Source organism: Aurantimonas sp. NFXS3, from assembly GCF_049132005.1.
Taxonomy (GTDB): domain Bacteria; phylum Pseudomonadota; class Alphaproteobacteria; order Rhizobiales; family Rhizobiaceae; genus Aurantimonas; species Aurantimonas coralicida.
On sequence record NZ_JAGDDZ010000002.1, the window covers coordinates 796,068 to 815,106 of the forward strand.

At 67.1% G+C, this 19,039-nt stretch carries 15 protein-coding genes; 9 read left to right on the forward strand and 6 right to left on the reverse strand.

The window, feature by feature from the left end; all coding sequences use genetic code 11:
• Positions 1-112 precede the first annotated feature (112 nt).
• The 7 genes from J3367_RS08930 (at position 113) to J3367_RS08960 (ending at position 12,088) form a co-directional block, all read left to right on the forward strand.
• A complete protein-coding gene (locus J3367_RS08930) occupies positions 113-1,210 on the forward strand; it encodes a zinc-binding metallopeptidase family protein (RefSeq protein WP_024349786.1) in 1,098 nt (365 codons plus the stop codon).
• A 197-nt stretch (positions 1,211-1,407) separates the two neighbouring features.
• A complete protein-coding gene (gene treZ, locus J3367_RS08935; protein WP_024349787.1) occupies positions 1,408-3,288 on the forward strand; it encodes a malto-oligosyltrehalose trehalohydrolase in 1,881 nt (626 codons plus the stop codon).
• The gene (malQ, locus tag J3367_RS08940) at positions 3,285-5,141 is read left to right on the forward strand and encodes a 4-alpha-glucanotransferase (protein ID WP_024349788.1); all 1,857 of its coding nucleotides are present in this window, start codon (positions 3,285-3,287) and stop codon (positions 5,139-5,141) included. Before treZ ends, malQ begins: the two co-directional genes overlap by 4 nt.
• Complete coding sequence (gene treY / locus J3367_RS08945; protein WP_024349789.1) at positions 5,141-7,849, forward strand: malto-oligosyltrehalose synthase; 2,709 nt, start codon at positions 5,141-5,143, stop codon at positions 7,847-7,849. Before malQ ends, treY begins: the two co-directional genes overlap by 1 nt.
• A gap of 81 nt (positions 7,850-7,930) precedes the next feature.
• On the forward strand, positions 7,931-8,716 hold the full coding sequence (locus tag J3367_RS08950; protein ID WP_024349790.1) for a ThuA domain-containing protein: 786 nt from the start codon (positions 7,931-7,933) through the stop codon (positions 8,714-8,716).
• The gene (locus J3367_RS08955; RefSeq protein WP_024349791.1) at positions 8,713-9,804 is read left to right on the forward strand and encodes a Gfo/Idh/MocA family protein; all 1,092 of its coding nucleotides are present in this window, start codon (positions 8,713-8,715) and stop codon (positions 9,802-9,804) included. The genes J3367_RS08950 and J3367_RS08955 overlap by 4 nt, the downstream gene beginning before the upstream one ends.
• 136 nt (positions 9,805-9,940) lie before the next feature.
• On the forward strand, positions 9,941-12,088 hold the full coding sequence (locus J3367_RS08960) for a DUF1217 domain-containing protein (protein ID WP_024349792.1): 2,148 nt from the start codon (positions 9,941-9,943) through the stop codon (positions 12,086-12,088).
• 135 nt (positions 12,089-12,223) lie between these two features.
• Here J3367_RS08960 and J3367_RS08965 read toward each other — a convergent pair whose 3' ends face one another.
• The 4 genes from J3367_RS08965 to J3367_RS08980 all read right to left on the reverse strand — a co-directional run bounded on the left by J3367_RS08965 (position 12,224) and on the right by J3367_RS08980 (position 15,623).
• The gene (locus J3367_RS08965; protein WP_228239353.1) at positions 12,224-12,577 is read right to left on the reverse strand and encodes a PepSY domain-containing protein; all 354 of its coding nucleotides are present in this window, start codon (positions 12,575-12,577) and stop codon (positions 12,224-12,226) included.
• Positions 12,578-12,764: 187 nt separating this feature from the next.
• Positions 12,765-13,490 carry an acetoacetyl-CoA reductase gene (gene phbB, locus J3367_RS08970; RefSeq protein WP_024349794.1) on the reverse strand — a complete coding sequence of 242 codons (726 nt, stop codon included), beginning with the start codon at positions 13,488-13,490 and terminating at the stop codon, positions 12,765-12,767.
• 18 nt (positions 13,491-13,508) lie between these two features.
• Complete coding sequence (locus tag J3367_RS08975) at positions 13,509-14,411, reverse strand: patatin-like phospholipase family protein (RefSeq protein WP_024349795.1); 903 nt, start codon at positions 14,409-14,411, stop codon at positions 13,509-13,511.
• Positions 14,412-14,438: 27 nt separating this feature from the next.
• Positions 14,439-15,623 (reverse strand): acetyl-CoA C-acetyltransferase, encoded by a 1,185-nt coding sequence (locus J3367_RS08980; RefSeq protein WP_024349796.1) that lies wholly within the window; start codon positions 15,621-15,623, stop codon positions 14,439-14,441.
• A 293-nt stretch (positions 15,624-15,916) separates the two neighbouring features.
• Here J3367_RS08980 and phaR point away from each other — a divergent pair, with 293 nt between their 5' ends.
• Positions 15,917-16,546, forward strand: coding sequence for a polyhydroxyalkanoate synthesis repressor PhaR (gene phaR / locus J3367_RS08985; protein ID WP_024349797.1), 630 nt, complete (start codon positions 15,917-15,919; stop codon positions 16,544-16,546).
• Between the two features lie 155 nt (positions 16,547-16,701).
• On the opposite strand, the gene rpmF is transcribed toward phaR, so the two are convergent.
• Both rpmF and mtgA read right to left on the reverse strand, forming a co-directional pair.
• Positions 16,702-16,887 (reverse strand): 50S ribosomal protein L32, encoded by a 186-nt coding sequence (rpmF, locus tag J3367_RS08990; protein ID WP_024349798.1) that lies wholly within the window; start codon positions 16,885-16,887, stop codon positions 16,702-16,704.
• Between the two features lie 223 nt (positions 16,888-17,110).
• Positions 17,111-17,791: a monofunctional biosynthetic peptidoglycan transglycosylase gene (mtgA, locus tag J3367_RS08995; RefSeq protein ID WP_024349799.1), complete on the reverse strand. Its 681-nt coding sequence runs from the start codon at positions 17,789-17,791 to the stop codon at positions 17,111-17,113.
• 226 nt (positions 17,792-18,017) lie between these two features.
• Between mtgA and J3367_RS09000 the strand changes: the two genes are divergently transcribed.
• Positions 18,018-18,920: a polyprenyl synthetase family protein gene (locus J3367_RS09000; RefSeq protein ID WP_024349800.1), complete on the forward strand. Its 903-nt coding sequence runs from the start codon at positions 18,018-18,020 to the stop codon at positions 18,918-18,920.
• Positions 18,921-19,039: the final 119 nt, after the last annotated feature.

A 19,039-nucleotide genomic window follows, 5' to 3' on the forward strand; every position in this document is an offset into this window, starting at 1 on the left:
TGCGGACCGATTTATTTGCCTCCGGCGCCACAAAGCCGGAACCTGCCGCCCATCGGCGCATTGATGCGCGCTGGCTGCTAACGCCACGTCAGGCGCCGCAAAGGTATTGAAGATGAAGCTGTTTTCCTGTCCGTCCTGCTCGCACACCGTGTTCTTCGAAAACACCGTCTGCGAGCGCTGCAATCACGCGCTCGGCTACGAGCCGCAGGCCAACCATATCCTGGCGCTGGAGGCCGACGACGGGATCTGGAAGTCGGTCGGCGCCTACAGTGATGCCGGCCGCTGGAAATACTGCCAGAACAGCGAATACGGCGTCTGCAACTGGCTGATCCCCGGCGACAGCGCCGACAGCCTGTGCGCCGCCTGCCGGCACAATGTCACGGTGCCCGACCTCGGCGATACCGAGAAGGTCGATCTGTGGCGCAGCATGGAGATCGCCAAGCACCGGATGATCTACACGGCGATGCGGCTCGGCCTGCCGCTGGTGACCCGCGACGAGGACGATGAGGGCCTGGGCTTCGACTTCCTGTCGAACGATCCCGGCACCAACGAATCGGTGATGACCGGCCACGACGACGGGCTGATCACCATCGCGCTGGTCGAGGCGAACGATGCCGAGCGCGAGAAGCGCCGGACATCGATGGGCGAGCCCTACCGCACGCTGCTAGGTCATTTCCGCCACGAGGTCGGCCACTGGTACTGGGACCGGCTGGTCCGCGACGGCGGTGCGCTGGACGCCTGCCGGGCGATCTTCGGCGACGACACGGTGGATTACGGCGACGCGCTGCAGACCCACTACGCCAACGGCCCGAAGCCGAACTGGCAGGACGAATATGTCTCGTCCTATGCCGGTGCCCATGCCTGGGAAGATTTCGCCGAGACCTGGGCGCATTACTTCCACATTGTCGATACGCTGGAGACCGGCCGCAGCTGGGGCGTCATCGTCAATCCGCGGGTCGACGAGGCCGGGCTCCTCAGCACCCGGATCGATTTCGACGTCTTCGCGGAAGGTGTCACGACGCAGGAAATCGCCGGGGCGTGGCTGCCGCTGTCGGCGGCACTGAACTCGTTCAACCGCTCGATGGGGCATCAGGATCTCTATCCCTTCGTGCTCTCCGAAACGGTGATCGGCAAGCTCGGCTTCATCCACGATCTGGTCCATGGCCGGATCGGCAACGCGACGGGCAAGGCCGGCGCGCACCGCGGCTGACGAGCAGGTCGCGACCATCGAAATTACCGGGCGCGGACCGGTCCGGCGGTGGCACAAATGCCATTCGCGTGAGTTAGGCTGATGCGGGCCGGAGACGGAAGCAGCGTTGGTCGGCAAGGCGGTCGCAGCGACACGACCAGCCACCGCGTGCAGCGCGGCCGGACCGCATCGGCCCATGGAATTGACGGGACAGGCATATGACAGGCGGCAATCGTTTCTCCTTCGACACGTCCTGGGGCACACGGCACGGGGATGACGGGACCGTCTTCCGGCTCTGGGCGCCCGGCGCCGGACATGTCGATCTCGTCATTGGACGCCAAGGCGGTGAGAACGACTTCCTTGCAATGGAGAAGGACGCCGCCGGCTGGTGGCGGGTCACGACCGATCAGGTTGCCGTCGGTGGCGGCTACGGTTTCCGCGTCGATGACGGCATAGTCGTTCCCGACCCCGCGGCGCGCGCCCAGATGGGCGACGTGCACGGCCTGTCGAAACTGGTCGATCCACGATCCTATGCCTGGAAGACTGCCGACTGGGCCGGCCGGCCCTGGGAAGAGGTGGTCTTCTACGAACTCCACACCGGCACCTTCACCGAGGCCGGCACCTTCGAGGCGATGATCGAGCGGCTCGACTATCTGCGGGACCTCGGGATCACCGCGGTCGAGCTGATGCCCGTCGCCCAGTTCGGCGGCCGCCGCGGCTGGGGCTATGACGGCGTGCTGCTCTACTGCCCGCACGAGGTCTATGGCGGCGTCGACGGTCTCAAGCGGCTGGTCGACGCGGCGCATGAGCGCGGCCTGATGGTCTTCCTCGACGTCGTCTACAACCATTTCGGACCCGACGGGAACTACATCGGCTCCTATGCGCCGGAGTTCTTCCACGAGGAGATCCACACCCCCTGGGGCGCGGCGATCGCCTATGACGAAGCGCCGGTGCGCGAGTTCATGATCGACAATGCGCTCTACTGGCTCGAGGAATACCGGATCGACGGCCTGCGCCTCGACGCGATCGACTCAATCAAGGACACCACCGACACCCCGCTGGTGAAGGAACTGGCCGCGCGGGTCCGGGCGGCCTTTCCCGATCGCCACGTGCATCTGACCACAGAGGACGACCGCAACATCACCTGGCATGTCGCCCGCGACGAGGCCGGGCAGCCGGCGCTGGTCTCGGGCGAATGGAACGACGATTTCCATCATTGCGCCCATGTCATCGCGACCCATGAATACGACAATTACTACGCCGACTATGTCGGCCACAGCGTCGAGCAGATGGCCAAGTGCCTGGCCACCGGCTTCGTCTTCCAGGGCGAGTATTCCGAGCATCGCGGCCACGAGGTGGGCGAGAATTCGGCGCATCTGCCACCGACGGCCTTTGTCAATTTCGTCCAGAACCACGACCAGATCGGCAATCGCGCCTTCGGCGACCGGCTGACGGATCTCGGCTCGCGCCGCGCGGTCGAATGCCTGCAGACCATCCTGCTTCTGTCGCCGCAGATCCCGCTGATGTTCATGGGCGAGGAGTTCGGCGACACCCATCCGTTCAGCTTCTTCACCGATTTCGACGGCGAACTCGGCACCGCGGTGCGCGAGGGCCGGCGCAACGAATTCGCCAAGTTCGGGGCGTTCCAGGACGAGGAAGCGCGGCAGCTGATCCCCGATCCGAACGAGGAAAGCACCTTCCACAATTCGCGGGTCGATTGGACCATGCCCGAGCGCCCGACCTATCGGCGCCGGCTGGAGCTGACGCGGCAATTGCTGGCCAAGCGCCAGTCCGCGATCGTCCCGCTTTTGAAGGGCATTGGCGGTAATGGCGGTACGTGGTTCGCGTCGGACGCGTCCAAGGCCTTCGTCGTGGCCTGGGAACTGGCCGGCGGGACGGTGCTGCACCTCTTCGCCAATCTCGACGACGAGCCGTGGCCGATCCCCGACACGGTCGCCAAGAGCGATCTGACCTGCGGGACGCTGGTGCACGCCTATCCGAAGGGCGCCGACGAGCAGCTGAAGAGCGGCATTCTGCCGGGTACCTCCGTGGTGTTCCGCCTCGAAAACCAGAACCTGATCGCGGGGCCGGTCTCTTGAGCCGCGCCCTGCAGGACCTCGCGGAAAGCCACGGCATCCAGGTCGAATACACGTCCGAGATGGGCGAGCCGGTCCGCATTTCCGATGCGGCGGTGCACAGCCTGCTGGGGGCGCTCGGCGTCGATCCGGACACCGGCGCGAAGGGCAGCTTTGCCGAAGCCCATCACACCCCCGAACGCGCCTGCGCGCTGCCGGCAACGGTGAAGGGGCAGCGTCGCTGGGGCGTTGCCTGCCAGCTCTACGGCCTGCGCTCGGCGCGCAATCTCGGCCTTGGCGACTTCACCGATCTCTCCGATCTGGCGGTGACCGCGGCACGCGAGGGCGCCTCCTTCGTCGGCGTCAATCCGCTGCATGCCCTGTTCATGGCCGATGCCGGCCGCTTCAGCCCCTATTCGCCCTCGACCCGCAGTTTCCTCAATCCGCTCTACATCGCCATCGATCGCCTCGACGGCGGCGACGGGGTGGTGGCCGCATTGCGCCGGGAAAGCCCGGAATTGTTCGATGCGCTCGACGGCGACCTCGTCGATTATCCGGCCGTCGGCCGGGTGAAGCGGCAGGCGCTGGAGCGGGTCTTTGCAGCGAACCGCGCCGACATCGAGGCCTCCGAAGCCTTCGCCCGGTTCCGGGCGGCCGGCGGCGAGGCGCTGGCGGGTTTCGCCCTGTTCGAGGCGATCTCGGAAGCGCAGGTGGCCGATGGCGGCCATGCGGGCTGGCACAACTGGCCGCAGGAACTGCAGGACCGCACGAGCCCGGCGGTTGCTGAATTCGCCGCCGCCCATGCCGACCGGCTGACCTTCCATGCGTGGCTGCAGTTCACCGCCGAAGCGCAGCTGGCGGCGGCACAGGCGACGGCCCGGTCCGCCGGCATGACGATCGGTCTCTATCTCGATCTCGCCGTCGGCGTTGCGCCAGACGGCGCCGAGACCTGGAGCGATCCGTCGCTGACGGTCAATGCGGCCCGGGTCGGTTCGCCGCCGGACATGTTCAACAGCCAGGGCCAGGACTGGGGCCTCGCGCCGCTGTCGCCCAAGGTGCTGGCCGAGCGCGACTACCGGCCGCTGCGCGCCTCCTTCGAGGCGCTGACCCGCCATGCCGGCGCCGTTCGCATCGATCACGCCATGGGTCTGGCGCGGCTGTGGTGGATCCCGCAGGATGCCGGCTCCTCGGGCGGCGGCTATGTCCGCTATCCGCTCGGCGCCATGGTCGACGCCGTGGCCGAAGCGTCCGAGGCCAATGAATGCCTGGTCATCGGCGAGGATCTGGGCACGGTTCCGGAAGGCTTTCGCGGCACGATGGAGGACGCCAACATCCTGTCCTACCGCGTGCTCTATTTCGAGCGGCAGGACGACCGTTTCGTGGAGCCCCAGGACTATCCCGAACTGGCACTGGCCTGCGTCTCCACCCACGATCTGGCGACGCTCGCCGGTTGGTGGACCGGCGCCGACGTGCAGCTGCGCGCCGAGGCCGGCACCCAGGACGAGGCCGCGACCGAGCGCGATCTCGCCGCGCGCCGCCATGATCGCGTGGCATTGCTGGCGGCGCTCGCCAAGGCGAAGCTGCTGCCGAAGGACATGGAGGCGCTGACCCTTGCGGGCGGTGCCGATCTGCCCGAGGCGCTGCCGGCGGAGATCGCCGTCGCCGTCCATCGCTATGTCGCGCGCACGCCGTCGCTGCTCCTGACCGTGCAGCTCGAGGACATGGTGGGGCAGGAGCGCCAGCCGAACCTGCCCGGCACCACCGACCAGTATCCCAATTGGCGCATCCGATCCGACGTGCCCCTCGAGGGGCTGATCGACCACGAACGCTTCCGGGCCATGGCCAGAGCCATGCGCGAAGAAAGGCCGAACGCATAATGAGCCGCCAACTCGTCGCCACCTATCGCCTGCAGTTTCGCGAGGGCACCGATTTCGCGGTCGCCGCAGATCTCGCCGCCTATGTCGGCAAGCTGGGCGCCAGCCATCTCTACGCCTCGCCGATCTTCGCCGCCTCGCCGGGCTCCACCCATGGCTACGACGTCACCGACTACAATTCCTTCGAGGAGGATCTGGGCGGAGTCGCCGGCTTCACCAAGATGAGCGACGCGCTGGTGAAGGCCGATCTCGGCCTGATCCTCGACTTCGTGCCGAACCACATGGGCGTCTCGCCAACCAACCACTGGTGGGAGGACGTGCTGCGCTGGGGCCGCGAAAGCCGCTATGCCGGCACCTTCGACATCTCCTGGGAAGCCGAGAAGATCCTCGTGCCGGTGCTGGCCAAGCCCTATGGCGAGGCCCTGGCCGACGGCGACCTGTCCGTCGTCTTCGACGAGCCGACGTCGAGCCTGCGCTTCGACGCCTCCGGCTACGGCCTGCCGATCGATCCGCGCACCTATGGCCACATCTTCGGCCTGATGGATCATCCGGACAAGGACCGGCTGATCCGCCGCTTCGCGGTTTCGACGCCGACCGAGGCCGACGAGATGACCGAGCGGTTCCACGAGCATCTGGCCGATCCGGCCTTCCGCTCGGCGCTGGACAAGGCGTTGGCGACGATCCGGGGCGATGAGGCTGCGCTGCACGATCTGCACGAGGCGCAGGCCTGGCGGCTCGCCTGGTGGCGTACGGCCCGCGAGAAGCTGACCTATCGGCGGTTCTTCGAGATCGCCGACCTGATCGGCGTGCGCCAGGAATCGCGCCGGGTCTTCCGCGAATCCCACCAGATGATCATGCGGCTGGCGCGCGAACGGCGGCTCGACGGTATCCGCATCGACCATGTCGACGGCCTCGCCGATCCGAAGGGCTATCTGGAGGATCTGCGCCAGGCGTTTCATTCGGTCCGCCGCTCGCCCTCGATCCATGTCGAGAAGATCCTGACCGGCGACGAGCGCCTGCGGACGTCCTGGGAGATCGCCGGCACGACCGGCTACGAATTCATCACCGCCCTGTCGGGGCTTTACGTCGACGCCGCCCGCGAGGCGCCGATGACCGACGCCTATCACGACTTCCTCGGCGAGGAGGAAGACCTGCGGGCCATGATCACCCGGCAGAAGCGGGCGATCTTCCAGCGCAACCTGGCCGGTGAACTGTCCTATCTGACGGGCCTGGCCCTGTCGGTGGCGGGGCGCGGCCTTGCGACCCGCGATCTGGGCGCCGACACCATGGCCCGCGCCATCGTCGAGGTGGCGACGGCGCTGCCGGTCTATCGCACCTATGTCTCGGTCGACGGCGTGCCGCGCCGCGATATCGCGATCATCGACGACGCCGTCGATCTGGCCATGACTGGTCGCGAGGTCGAGGCGGACGAGCCGATCCAGTTCATCGGCCGGCTCCTGAAGCTCGATTTCGAGGACGGCGCCGACGTCGCCGGCGCCCTCGACTTCACCCGCCGCCTGCAGCAGACCACCGGCGCGGTGATGGCCAAGGCCGTCGAGGACACGGTCTTCTACCGCTACAACCGGCTGATCGCGCTGAACGAGGTGGGCGGCGAGCCGGATCATTACGGCGCCGATGTCGATCTCTTCCACGAGGCAATGCAGATCCGGGTCGAGGATCAGCCGGAAGGCATGCTGGCGACCTCGACCCACGACACCAAGCGCGGCGAGGACGCCCGGGCGCGGCTCTATACCCTCTCGGAAGCGCCGGAGCACTGGCAGTCGCTGGTTCGCGGATATGCCGAGCAGCTCGCGCCGTTCCGCCATTCCATCGACGGCGGCCAGAGGGAAGCCCCCGAGCCGGCGACGGAATGGGGTCTCTACCAGTCGCTGCTCGGCGTCCTGCCGACCGATTTCGACCCGGCCGACACCGAAGCCTGCGCCGCGATCGCCGAACGCCTGGCCGCCTATGCCGAGAAGGCGGTGCGCGAGGCCAAGCGCTGGACCAGCTGGACCTCGCCGGCTGAAGCCTACGAAGCCGGCGTGCAGGACTTCGTCCATGCGCTGCTCGACCCGAAGAAGACCGGCGATTTCCTTTCCGGTTTCTGGGCAGCGGCGCAGCCCTTCGTGGCTGCCGGTGCGCTGAACTCGCTGTCCCAGACGGCGATCAAGATGGCAGCGCCCGGCGTGCCCGACATCTACCAGGGCACCGAGTTCTACGATTTCTCCCTGGTCGATCCGGACAACCGGCGGACCGTCGACTTCGCGTCGATCTCCGCCGCGCTGGCCGAAGCGGGCGATCCGGCGGACGCGCTGGCCGACTGGCGCAGCGGCCATCTGAAGGCGATGATCGTCGCGCGCGGACTGGCGATGCGCCAGCGTGCGCCGGCGCTGTTCACCTCGGGGGCCTATGTGCCGCTGGCCGTCGAGGGCACGATGGCGGCGCATGTCGTCGCCTTTGCCCGCACCGACGAGGCCGGACACGCCGCGATCACCATCGCGCCGCGGCTCTGCCTGACCCTGCTCGACGGGCGCGAGGCGATCGACGTGCCGGCCGAGCGCTGGCAGGAGACGTCGATCCGCCTGCCGGAGGGGCTCGCCGGACGCACCTATCGCGACGTGGTCACCGGGCAGGAGCATGAACTGCCCGCCGACCTCTCCCTGGCGACGGTGCTGGCTCAGCTTCCCTTCGCGCTGCTCGAGGCCATCTGATCGGCTTGCATCCGGGGCGATGGGAACCTTCGCCCTGGATGCAGGCAAGGCACCCTGCAGTTGCGCCTATCGGAGACCGTCATGGCAATCCGCACCGTCGTCTGGAACGAGTTCGTCCACGAGCGCGAAGAAGCCGAGGTCCGTGCGATCTATCCGGACGGCATCCACGAGACGATCGCCGCCGCCTTGCGGCAGGACCCGGAGATCGACGTCTCGACGGCAACGATGGACGCGCCCGAGCACGGCCTGCCGCAGGAACGGCTCGACAAAACGGACGTGCTCCTCTGGTGGGGGCACAAGGCGCATGGCCAAGTCAGCGACGAGACGGTCGACCGCGTCGCCGAGCGGGTGCATCAGGGCATGGGCCTGATCGTCCTGCATTCGGGGCACTTCTCGAAGATCTTCAAGCGGCTGATGGGCACGCCCTGCTCGCTGCGCTGGCGCGAGGCGGGCGAGCGCGAACGGCTGTGGGCGATCAATCGCTCGCATCCGATCGCGCAGGGGCTCGGACCGTCGATCGAGCTGCCCCAGGCGGAGATGTATGGCGAACCGTTCCTGGTGCCCGAGCCGCTGGAGACGGTGTTCATCTCCTGGTTCGAGGGCGGCGAGGTGTTCCGCTCCGGCCTGACCTACCGGCGCGGGGCGGGCAACATCTTCTATTTCAGCCCCGGCCACGAGACCTATCCGATCTATCACGAGCCGGCCGTGCAGACCGTGCTGCGCAACGCGGTGCACTGGGCGTACAACCCGGTTCCGGCCTGGTCCGACGTGTCGAATGCGCCGAACGTGCCGGTCGACAAGGCACCCGAGCCGATCGAGCAACGCGGCGCCTCGCTCCACAAGGATGGCGAGGCGGGCTTTCGATGACCGGCGGGGCGACCTCGCAGTCTGGGGCCGCGGCGGGTGCGAAGCGCATCCTGATCCTCGGCACCGGCAGCATCGCCCATCGCCATGCCGAGCATTTCGGCTCGATCCCCGGCTGCACGGTCGTCGCGGCCTGTGACACCAATGCCGAACGGGCCCGGGCCTTCGCCGCCCTGCACGGCATCCCGCATGCGTTCGACAATCTCGACGCCGCGCTGGCCTGGGGTGGTTTCGAGGCCGTGGTCAACGCGACGCCGGACCAAATCCACAAGCCGACGACGTTGCAGGTCCTCGAACACGGCAAGGCGGTGTTCTGCGAGAAGCCGCTGGCGGTCCATGCGGCCGACGCCTTCGAGATGGTCGCGGCGGCGGAAGCGGCCGGCGTGATCAACATGGTCAACCTGACCTACCGCAACGCCCATGCCATCCAGATGGCGCGGCGGATGATCGAGGCGGGCGAGATCGGCGACATCCGGCACGTTGCCGCGAGCTATCTGCAAAGCTGGCTGACGGCGCGCCACTGGGGCGACTGGCGGACCGACGAGCGATGGCTGTGGCGGCTGTCGACGGCCCATGGCTCGGGCGGCGTCCTCGGCGATATCGGCATCCACATCCTCGACTTCGTCACCTTCGGCACCGGTCTCGACATCGCCGCGCTGGGGGCGCGGCTGAAGACCTTCGACAAGGCCGAGGGCGGTGCGATCGGCGACTACGGCCTCGACGCCAACGATTCCTGCGCGATGACGGTGGAATTCGACGACGGGGCGCTGGGCGTCGTCCATATGAGCCGCTCGGCGACCGGCAGGGAGAACGATCTCGACCTGACCATTCACGGCGAAAAGGGCGCCCTGAAGATCTGGTCCAACACGACCGACTCGACGCTGTCCGCCTGTCTCGGGCCGGATATCGAGACGCAGACCTGGAAGGTGCTCGACTGCCCGCCGACGCCGCGCAACGCAGACCGCTTCGTGCTGGCGCTCCTGTCGGGGGTGAACGGCCAGCCGGATTTCCGCCACGCGGCGCAGGTGCAGACACTGCTCGACCTCGCCATCCGCTCGGACGCGCAGGGCCGGATGCTGACGGTCGATTGAGCAAAAGGCGCGGCGAATCGCTTTTTCGGGGGCGTATCCAGTCCCGGTTAAGGATTTGCCCGGTAAGCTGCCGCCCATGTGCCGCCTTCCGCGGCCGTAGTGTCACGTGCGGTCCGCACGGCCAGGAAACGCCGGCATGCTCTCCAATACGCTCTCGTACCAGCTCTACACCCGCGACATGACCCGCACGCTCGACCGCATCGCGGCCGACCCCGTGGTCAAGCGCGAGGCGGAATACTACCGGACGAACATCCATTCGGTCTCGACGATCGACGAGTTCATGGCGGATTACCGGCTCTATTCCTACGCCATGAAGGCGCATGGGCTGGAAGAGCAGATCGGTTCGATGGCGCTGATCAAGAAGGTGCTGGAAAGCGATCTCAGCGATTCCACGAGCCTTGCCAACAAGCTGTCGGACGAGCGCTACCGGACCTTCGCCAAGGCCTTCAGCTTCATCAGCACCGCCGAGCCGCCGGTTCTGGTGGCCCAGACGGTCGGGCAGACCGATCTCGTCGTCGAGGCCTATTCGGACTACCGCACCCGCGCCGGCCAGGTGCATGCGACGGCCGCCAAGGCCTACATGGACGGCATCGGCGTCATCTCCAATGTCGACGAGTTCCTGAACAGCACGCACCTCTTCAACGTCTCGCTGGCCTCGGTCGGCATCGACCCGTCGATCGCGTCGCGCTCTTTCATCCGCGATGTCCTGACCGGCAACGCCGCTGACGGCCCGGCCGCCAATGGCGACAACCGCTATGCCGATCTTGCCGCCATGCTGGCCTTCGAGCCGGACGGCTCGATCCCCGCCGGCGGCCTGCAGAGCGAGAAGGAGGCCAACAACACGGTCTTCGAATATTTCGCCAAGAAGGGTCTCGCCACCAGCGAGCAGGCGGCGGCCTATCAGGTCAGCTACTACGAATCCGAGATCGCCAAGATCCGTACTGCGGACGAACTGGTCAACGATCCCCGCCTGTTCGGCATGGCGCTCAGTTCGGTAGGCCTCAGCGATTCAGAGATGCCGTCCTATGCGTGGACGCTGATCACCAGCGATCCGGACGACCCGAACAGCGACCTGAACCAGATGCCGGAGGACACGCCGGCCTCGCTCGCCCGCAAGGAGAAGTACAAGCTTCTCAATGAGCGGTTCAATTTCGACACCCAGGGCAATCTCGCTGTCGGGCAAGACGCCCAGAGCGACGCGGCGCGCGAGGCGACGGTCGACGGCTATTTCGCCAATTACCGCACCGCCACCGCCGGCAACGACAAGATCGCCACCAGCCTGTTCCGCGTGGCGGTGAGCGGCATGTCGACCGTGCGCCAGTTCGTCTCGAGCTCGGCGGTCTACGACTACGCCCTGAAGGCCTTCGGCCTCGATCCGGCCACGGAGAGCCGCAGCAGCATCATGCGGGTGCTGCGCAGCGACCCCTCCGACCCGTCGTCCTATGCCAATTCGTTGAATGACGATCGCTACGTGAAGCTCGCCGCGGCGTTCAACTTCGACGACAGTGGCAAGATCGCGGCCCAGCGGATTGCCCAGACCGAAGCCAACCAGATCGACACCGCGACGCGCTACGCGGAATCCTTCGGCGACGCGCCGACCACGGCCGAAAGCAAGGCGATCACCGAGGCCACCACGGCCTACAAAAAGGCGCTCCTGTCGATCGTCTCCGTCAACGACTTCGTCAGCAACAAGACCGTCGTGGACTTCGCGCTGAAGGCCTATGGGCTGGAGGCCGATCGCCTGTCGCAGAAGGATCTCGTCTCGATCCTGACCAGCGATCCGTCCGATCCCGAGAGCTTCGTCAACAAGTCGGGCGATCGCCGTCTGATCGAGTTCGCGGCCGCCTACGCCTTCACGCCGGATGGCGGTATCGAGCGCGGCGTCCACGAGATCCAGAGCGCCAGCGACTTCCTGTCGACGCAGGATTTCTACCTGCGCCAGACCATGGAAGAAGAGGCCGGCGCCGACAACGAGTCGGTGCGCCTGGCCCTCTATTTCCGTCGGCTGGCGCCAGAACTGACGTCGATCTACGAGATCCTTGCCGATCCGGCGCTGCTGACCGTGGTGCAGACCGCGGTGGGACTGCCGGCCGAATCGAGCCAGAGCAATCTCGATCTGCAGAAGCGGACCATCGAGAAGAAACTGGATCTGGAAACGCTGAAGGACCCGAAGGGGCTGGAGCGGTTCATCAGCCGCTATCTCGCCCTGCAGGAAGCCCAGTCGACGAGCACGGCGACGTCGCCGGCCCTGGCGATCCTCGGCAGTTCCGGCGGCATCCTGTAACCACCTGCGATACGCGACACGACGAAGGCCCCGGCGGATACGCTCCACCAGGGCCTTCGTCGTTCGGGTCCATCATCGATGGGCGCGGGCCGCACGGCCAGTCACCTGCCGCGCGACGCGAGTACTCCCGTCAGGTCAGCGGACCGACAGGACCTCGCCACTGCGACGGTCGATCTCGACCCGCATCTGGCGCTTGCGCCGGTCGGAGCCCTCGACGCGGTAGGCGCCGCGGCTGCTCGTGACGACATGCACCTGCCGCATGCCCTGGCGCTTGGCGATGCGGACCGCATCGCGCTCGGACACGTCGCGGCGGGCTTCCTCGCGCCGGTCGCGGCGATCGTGGTCGCGCCGGTCGTGATCGCGCATCTGTTCCTGGGGGACGATACGGATTCCGTCGCGACCGATCTGGACGCTCTGGGACAGCACCGGCGTGGCCGCGGTCATCGCCGCGACGGCCACCACTGCGTAAAGGGATTTCCTGCTGATCACGGCTCGACTCCTCACCCGAAAATAGCGCGGCCGGAAACAACTCCAGCGCGTGCGCGGACCCCAAACCGGCAACGAGGTTGTTTGGTTCCGTGACTATCAGGGAAGCGGTCAGCCGCGGGTGCGGCGAATACGACAACGGCGCCGGATGGGCGCCGTTGTCTGTGCTGTCAAAAGCCGACGGGGCGCGTCAGTGCAGGTACTGGCCGCCATTCGCCGAGAGCGTCGAGCCGGTGACGAAGCCGGCATCGTCCGAGGCGAGGAACACCACGCAGCGGGCGATCTCTTCGGCCTCGCCGAGACGGCCGACCGGAATCTGCGGCAGGATGTGCTTCTGCATCACGTCGTCGGAGATCGTCGCCATCATCTCGGTGTTGATGTAGCCGGGGCAGATCGTGTTGACGGTGATGCCCTTCTTGGCGCCTTCCTGGGCCAGCGCCTTGGAGAAGCCGATGTCGCCGGCCTTGGCGGCGGAATAGTTCGCCTGGCCGGCTTGGCCCTTCTGGCCGTTGATCGACGAGATGTTGATGATCCGGCCGAAATTGCGCGACCGCATGCCCTCCCAGACCGGCCGCGTCATGTTGAACAGGCCGTTGAGATTGGTGCCGATGACCTCCTGCCATTGCTCGGGCGTCATCTTGTGGAACATGGCGTCCCGGGTGATGCCGGCATTGTTGACCAGGATTTCCACCGGGCCGTGCTCGGCCTCGACCTTGGCGATGCCTTCCGCGCATGCCTCGTAGGAAGAGACGTCCCATTTGTAGACGGCGATGCCGGTGGCGTCCTTGAAGGCGTTGGCCTTCTCGTCATTGCCGGCATAGGTCGCCGCCACCGTGTAGCCGGCCTCCTTCAGCGCCTTGGAGATGGCCGCGCCGATACCCCGCGTGCCGCCGGTGACGATTGCAACTCTTCCCATGTCTTCCTCCCGTTTGGATTATCCCGACGCGTGAGCGTCGCGCGTTCCGTGTGTCTTGTCATGTGCGAAGGCCGGCGCGTCGGTTCCCAGCCCGTGCCGAAGCAGAAAGGCCTTGCCGTCGCTGGCGCCCTGTCGCCAGGTGTCCTCGATCTTCCTGCGATTGGTGAAATCGATCTTGTCGGCCGGCACCGCTTCGGACGGCTCGACATAGAGGCAACTCTCCGATTGCGGCAGGTGACGGAACCGGCGGGTGAGCAGGATGAGCGTCCGGCCTTCGTTCGGATCGGGCATAGGCGCCTTCGACGTCATCCCGCCGTCGATGACCGGGCGGCCGTTCCAGCCCTCGATGTTGAACACCGGCGGGATCACGGCGGCACTGCAGACCAGGTCGATCAGGCGCCCGTCGCGGGCCGCCTGCCTTGCGTCGACGAGGATCTGGTCGGTGCCCAGCGCCGTCGGCAGCACGACCTTCGGGGTCGAGCGGACGGCGAGATCGAGGAGATAGGCCGCCATCAGCGGGAAGGTCGACCATTTCGGCAGACGCCGGGTCGGCGGATGGGCCAGCAACACCTGAAAGGACGGGCCGTCGGCAATCGCCGCGATGGCCTGCCGGTCGAGCGTCTCAGCGACGATCTCCCGGTACATGCGCTGGTGCGGCGTCAGCCCGTCGGCCTGCACCTCGTTCCAGCTTGTGGCGATGTTCTGCGACCGGCGGTCGAAGGTCGCGCCCATCACCTCCAGCAGGGTTTCGTCACGACCGGCGATGAAGCAGCTCGCCGACAGCGCGCCGCCGGAGACGCCGGCGATGCGTGCCGGCGTCAGGGCCAGCGGCCGGCGGACCGTCTCCAGGAAACCGCCGTGCCAGAAGCAGCGTGTTCCGCCGCCCGAGAACACGAGCTGTTCGAAGTTCAGGTCCGTCATGCCGCTGCGCCGTTTACGACGGCGCCGTTACGGGCGCTCGAAGCACATGGCGACGCCCATGCCGCCGCCGATGCACAGGGTGGCGAGACCCTTCTTGGCGTCGCGCCGGATCATCTCGTGGATCAGCGTGTTGAGAACGCGGGTGCCGGATGCGCCGATCGGGTGGCCGATGGCAATGGCGCCGCCATTGACGTTGACGATGTCCGGGTTCCAGCCGAGGTCCTTGTTCACCGCGCAGGCCTGGGCGGCGAAGGCCTCGTTGGCCTCGACGAGATCGAGATCCTCGACGCTCCAGCCGGCCTTTTCGAGGGCCTTGCGCGACGCCGGGATCGGGCCGGTGCCCATGATCGACGGATCGACGCCGGCGGTCGCCCAGGAGGCGATGCGCACCAGCGGCGTCAGGCCACGCCGCTCGGCCTCGGCCTCGCTCATCAGCACCGTGGCGCCGGCGCCGTCATTGATGCCCGAGGCGTTGGCCGCCGTGACCGAGCCTTCCTTGTCGAAGGCCGGGCGCAGCTTCTGCACCTTCTCCAGCGTCGTGCCGTGCTTGATGTATTCGTCCTCCTCGACCACCGTGTCGCCCTTGCGGCCCTTCACGGTGAAGGGGACGATCTCGTCCTTGAAGCGACCCGCCTTCTGGGCGGCCTCGGCCTTGTTCTGCGAGGCGACGGCGAACTCGTCCTGCATCTCGCGGGTGATCTGCCACTGGCGCGAGACGTTCTCGGCCGTGTTGCCCATGTGGTAGCCGTTGAAGGCGTCGATCAGGCCGTCCTTCAGCATGGTGTCGACCATCTTCAGGTCGCCCATCTTCTGGCCCTGGCGCAGATGCGCGGCATGCGGGGCCATGGACATGGATTCCTGGCCGCCGGCGACGATGATGCTGGCGTCGCCGAGGGCGATCTGCTGCATGCCGATGGCGACGGTGCGCAGGCCCGAGCCGCAGAGCTGGTTCAGCGCCCAGGCGGTGGTCTCCTTCGGGCAGCCGGCCGCCATGGCCGCCTGGCGGGCCGGGTTCTGGCCCTCGGCGGCGGTCAGGATCTGGCCCATGATGACCTCGTCGACATCGCCGGCGTCGACCTTGGCGCGGGCCAGCGCCTCGCGGATGGCCGCGGCGCCCAGCTCATGGGCCGGCACGTTGGCGAAGGCGCCGTTGAAGGAGCCGACCGGGGTGCGCGCCGCGCCGACGATGACGACCGATTGTCCGTTGCTCATGACCTGTGTCTCCCTGCGGGCTGCCCGCGATCCGAGGAATTCCGTGCGCCGACAGATAGGGTGCCGCGACCGGGTTCCCATCGGTTGTCGCAGAGCCGCTTTGCGACTGTCAACGCGATCCCCGGCGTTGCGCCCCGCGCCGGCGGGCGCTGCAATGCGGTAGGCGCCCCCGGCCGGCCACGGGGAATGGTTTGAGTACCGCCGGGTTTTGTGCCTATCATTTATGCGGCGCAACGAAGCAGTCGCACAAACCGACGACGTTGACGCCGGAACAGCGGGCTAGGGGGTGAGGAATGGCCAAGAATTCGGATGTGACGGTCATCAAGAAATACGCCAATCGCCGGCTCTACAACACCGGTACCAGCACGTATGTGACGCTGGAAAACCTGGCGGCGATGGTCAAGAAGAACGAGGAATTCGAGGTTCAGGACGCCAAGACCGGCGAGGACATCACCCATTCGGTGCTGACCCAGATCATCTTCGAGCAGGAGAACAAGGGCGGCCAGAACCTGATGCCGATCGCCTTCCTGCGCCAGCTCATCCGATTCTACGGCGACCAGATGCAGATGGTCATTCCGGCCTATCTGGAACAGTCGATGAGCGCGTTCTCGCGCGAACAGGAAGGCTTCCGCGACAAGCTGCCGAGCGCGATGGCGCAGACGCCGATCAAGCTGATGGAGGAGCAGGTTCGCCGCAACACCGAGATGTTCCGGCAGGCCATGACCGTGTTCAATCCGTTTGCCGCAGGAGCCATGGGCAATGCGGCCGATCCGGCTTCGCGTGACAGCGAAGCGGCCGCGCCGCGCCGCAACGAGCGGCCGGCCGACGACGATCTGAAGGCGATGCGCGAGCAGCTGGTGGAGATGCAGAAGCGCATCGAGGCGCTGGATGCCCGCAAGACCGACACCAAGAAGGCCGACTGATCACGACCGGCGCTGTCCGCTGCCCGGGGGAGGACCGGGCCGCGGGCGCTACGGCGTGGCGACAGCAGTGCAGACAACGCGAAAAGGGCCAGTCCTGCCGGACCGGCCCTTTTTCATGCTGATCGATCCGGCCGCCGAAGCAGCCGGGAAAGGGCTTACGCCTTTTCCTTGACCGTCAGGATCTGGCGACCGCGATACATGCCGGTCTTCAGGTCGACGTGATGCGGACGGCGCAGCTCGCCCGAATCCTTGTCTTCGATGTAGGTCGGTGCCTTGAGGGCGTCCGCCGAACGGCGCATGCCGCGCTTCGACGGGGACGTTTTGCGTTTGGGTACGGCCATGTCTTGCTCCGTTCGGGCTGTCGGGGGATGCCGCAATGCGGCATCATCGACGTCTGTCTGATCTCGTTCTGCGCCGGCTCTCGGAGCTCCGCGCATTCACGTCGGCGTCGCCCGCGATCCCATGCAGATCGCCGCAGAACTTCGCCATGACGGGAATTCGAGGCTGCCCATAGCAAAGACCCGGCTGGTTGGGAAGGGGGCGGCGACGATTCCGTCGCCGTCCTCATGCCGGCTTCACGCAGCCGACATAGTCGCCCGAGCTTTTCGCCATGCGCTGCACCCGGTCGGCGAGGCGGTTGAGCCCGCGCCCGGGATTGGCCGGATTGCGTTCGATCGGATTGGGCAGTGTGACCGCCAGAAGCGCGGCCTGGCGAGCGGTGAGCCTGGCCGCGGACCGGCCGAAATAGTGCTGCGCAGCCGCCTCGATGCCGTAGACGCCGCGGTCCCACTCCACGACGTTGAGATAGATCTCCATGATCCGCCGCTTCGACAGGACGAGGTCCAGATACAGGGCGAGCGGCGCCTCGATCGCCTTACGCACATAGGAGCGGCCGCCCCACAGGAAGAGATTCTTCACCGTCTGCATGGGAATCGTCGATGCGCCGCGGGTTTCCTCGCCGGCCAGCGCTTCCTCGACCACGGCGCGCATTTCGCCCCAGTCGATGCCGTCATGCCGGCAGAACTGGCCGTCCTCCGACATCACCACCGAATAGACCATCACCGGGGCGATGGCGTCGATATCGACCCATTCGCGCTGCATCGAACGGAAGCCGAAGTGGTCGGCCAGCATCAGCGTCGAGACCGGATGCACGGCGCGCAGGGCATAGAGCGGCGTCAGGACGAGGGGAATCGCCACCAGCACGAGAATCACGAGAGCGGCGATCGCCGCGATACGCCGGATCATCGTGCGATGCCTGCACGGCCGGCGGAGGCCGGCTGGCTGTTGTTCGAAGGGCAGGGGCGGGAACGCGCGTTCATCCGCCGGTCTTACCGGTGACGCCGCATGGCCGCAACGCTGCGCCGTGTCGATCGCCGTGGGGTCTCGATGGCGGACCTGCCGCACAGCCGCCTTGACCCGGGCCGCGGCTTCGGCAAAGCCGGACGCGCACTGACAGGAGAGCGACGCCGCCATGAGCCAGACCCCGTTTCAAGCCCGGCTGTCGGAAGCCGCCGACCTGACCGAAGCGCGGCTCGCGGACTGCCTTGCCGGTACGGACGGTTCAGTCGCGGGCGCGCCAACGCGTCTGCTGGCGGCCATGCGCCATGGCGCGCTCGGCGGGGGCAAGCGGCTGCGGCCCTTCCTGGTGATCGAGAGCGCGCGCCTGTTCGGCGCCGACCCGCAGACTGCGATCGGCACGGCGACGGCGCTGGAATGCATCCACTGCTATTCGCTGGTCCATGACGATCTGCCGTCGATGGACGACGACGATCTGAGGCGCGGCAAGCCCACCGTCCACCGGGCCTATGACGAGGCGACGGCGATCCTGGCGGGCGACGGCCTCCTGACCCTGGCCTTCGGTCTCGTGGCGGGCGAGGCGTCCCTGTCGCCGGAGGCCCGCGTCGCGCTCGTCGCGCTGCTGGCGCGCGATGCCGGTGCCGCAGGCATGGTCGGCGGGCAGGTGCTGGATCTTGCCGCCGAGAACGCCGTCCTGTCCGAGGACGAGATCGCCCGGATGCAGGCGATGAAGACCGGCGCGCTGATCGCCTTCGCCTGCGAGGCGGGGGCCATCGTCGCCGATGCCGGTGCGGCCGAACGCGCCCGCCTGCGCCGCTTCGGCGAGATCGTCGGCCTCGCCTTTCAACTCGCCGACGATCTCCTCGACGAGACGGCGGATGCCGCAGTGCTGGGGAAGGCCGCTGGCAAGGACCGCGAGCGGGGCAAGAAGACGCTGCCCGCTCTCAACGGGATCGACTGGACCCGCAAGCGTCTCGACCGGCTGGTGGCCGAGGCGGAAGCGGAACTTGCGCCCTTTGGCGACAATGGAGCGGTGCTGATCGAGGCGGCGCGGTTCGTGGCGAACCGGTCGAGCTGAGGCCGGGGGCGACGGTGGCTTAGAAGGCCCGGGGCCTGTCCGGCCATGAGGTCCGATGGCCGATCGCGCAGCGATCCGGCCCGTTCTCCCGCCGCCGCATCGAGCTGCTTCTCTTCGCG

Excerpts from the sequence above, each read along its gene's own strand:
- J3367_RS09000 (WP_024349800.1), top strand. The coding sequence starts at position 18,018 with ATGAGCCAGACCCCGTTTCAAGCCCGGCTGTCGGAAGCCGCCGACCTG.
- treY (WP_024349789.1), top strand. The coding sequence starts at position 5,141 with ATGAGCCGCCAACTCGTCGCCACCTATCGCCTGCAGTTTCGCGAGGGC.
- phaR (WP_024349797.1), top strand. The coding sequence starts at position 15,917 with ATGGCCAAGAATTCGGATGTGACGGTCATCAAGAAATACGCCAATCGC.
- J3367_RS08955 (WP_024349791.1), top strand. The coding sequence starts at position 8,713 with ATGACCGGCGGGGCGACCTCGCAGTCTGGGGCCGCGGCGGGTGCGAAG.
- rpmF (WP_024349798.1), bottom strand. The coding sequence starts at position 16,887 with ATGGCCGTACCCAAACGCAAAACGTCCCCGTCGAAGCGCGGCATGCGC.
- J3367_RS08975 (WP_024349795.1), bottom strand. The coding sequence starts at position 14,411 with ATGACGGACCTGAACTTCGAACAGCTCGTGTTCTCGGGCGGCGGAACA.
- J3367_RS08980 (WP_024349796.1), bottom strand. The coding sequence starts at position 15,623 with ATGAGCAACGGACAATCGGTCGTCATCGTCGGCGCGGCGCGCACCCCG.
- J3367_RS08930 (WP_024349786.1), top strand. The coding sequence starts at position 113 with ATGAAGCTGTTTTCCTGTCCGTCCTGCTCGCACACCGTGTTCTTCGAA.
- treZ (WP_024349787.1), top strand. The coding sequence starts at position 1,408 with ATGACAGGCGGCAATCGTTTCTCCTTCGACACGTCCTGGGGCACACGG.
- phbB (WP_024349794.1), bottom strand. The coding sequence starts at position 13,490 with ATGGGAAGAGTTGCAATCGTCACCGGCGGCACGCGGGGTATCGGCGCG.
- J3367_RS08950 (WP_024349790.1), top strand. The coding sequence starts at position 7,931 with ATGGCAATCCGCACCGTCGTCTGGAACGAGTTCGTCCACGAGCGCGAA.
- mtgA (WP_024349799.1), bottom strand. The coding sequence starts at position 17,791 with ATGATCCGGCGTATCGCGGCGATCGCCGCTCTCGTGATTCTCGTGCTG.
- J3367_RS08960 (WP_024349792.1), top strand. The coding sequence starts at position 9,941 with ATGCTCTCCAATACGCTCTCGTACCAGCTCTACACCCGCGACATGACC.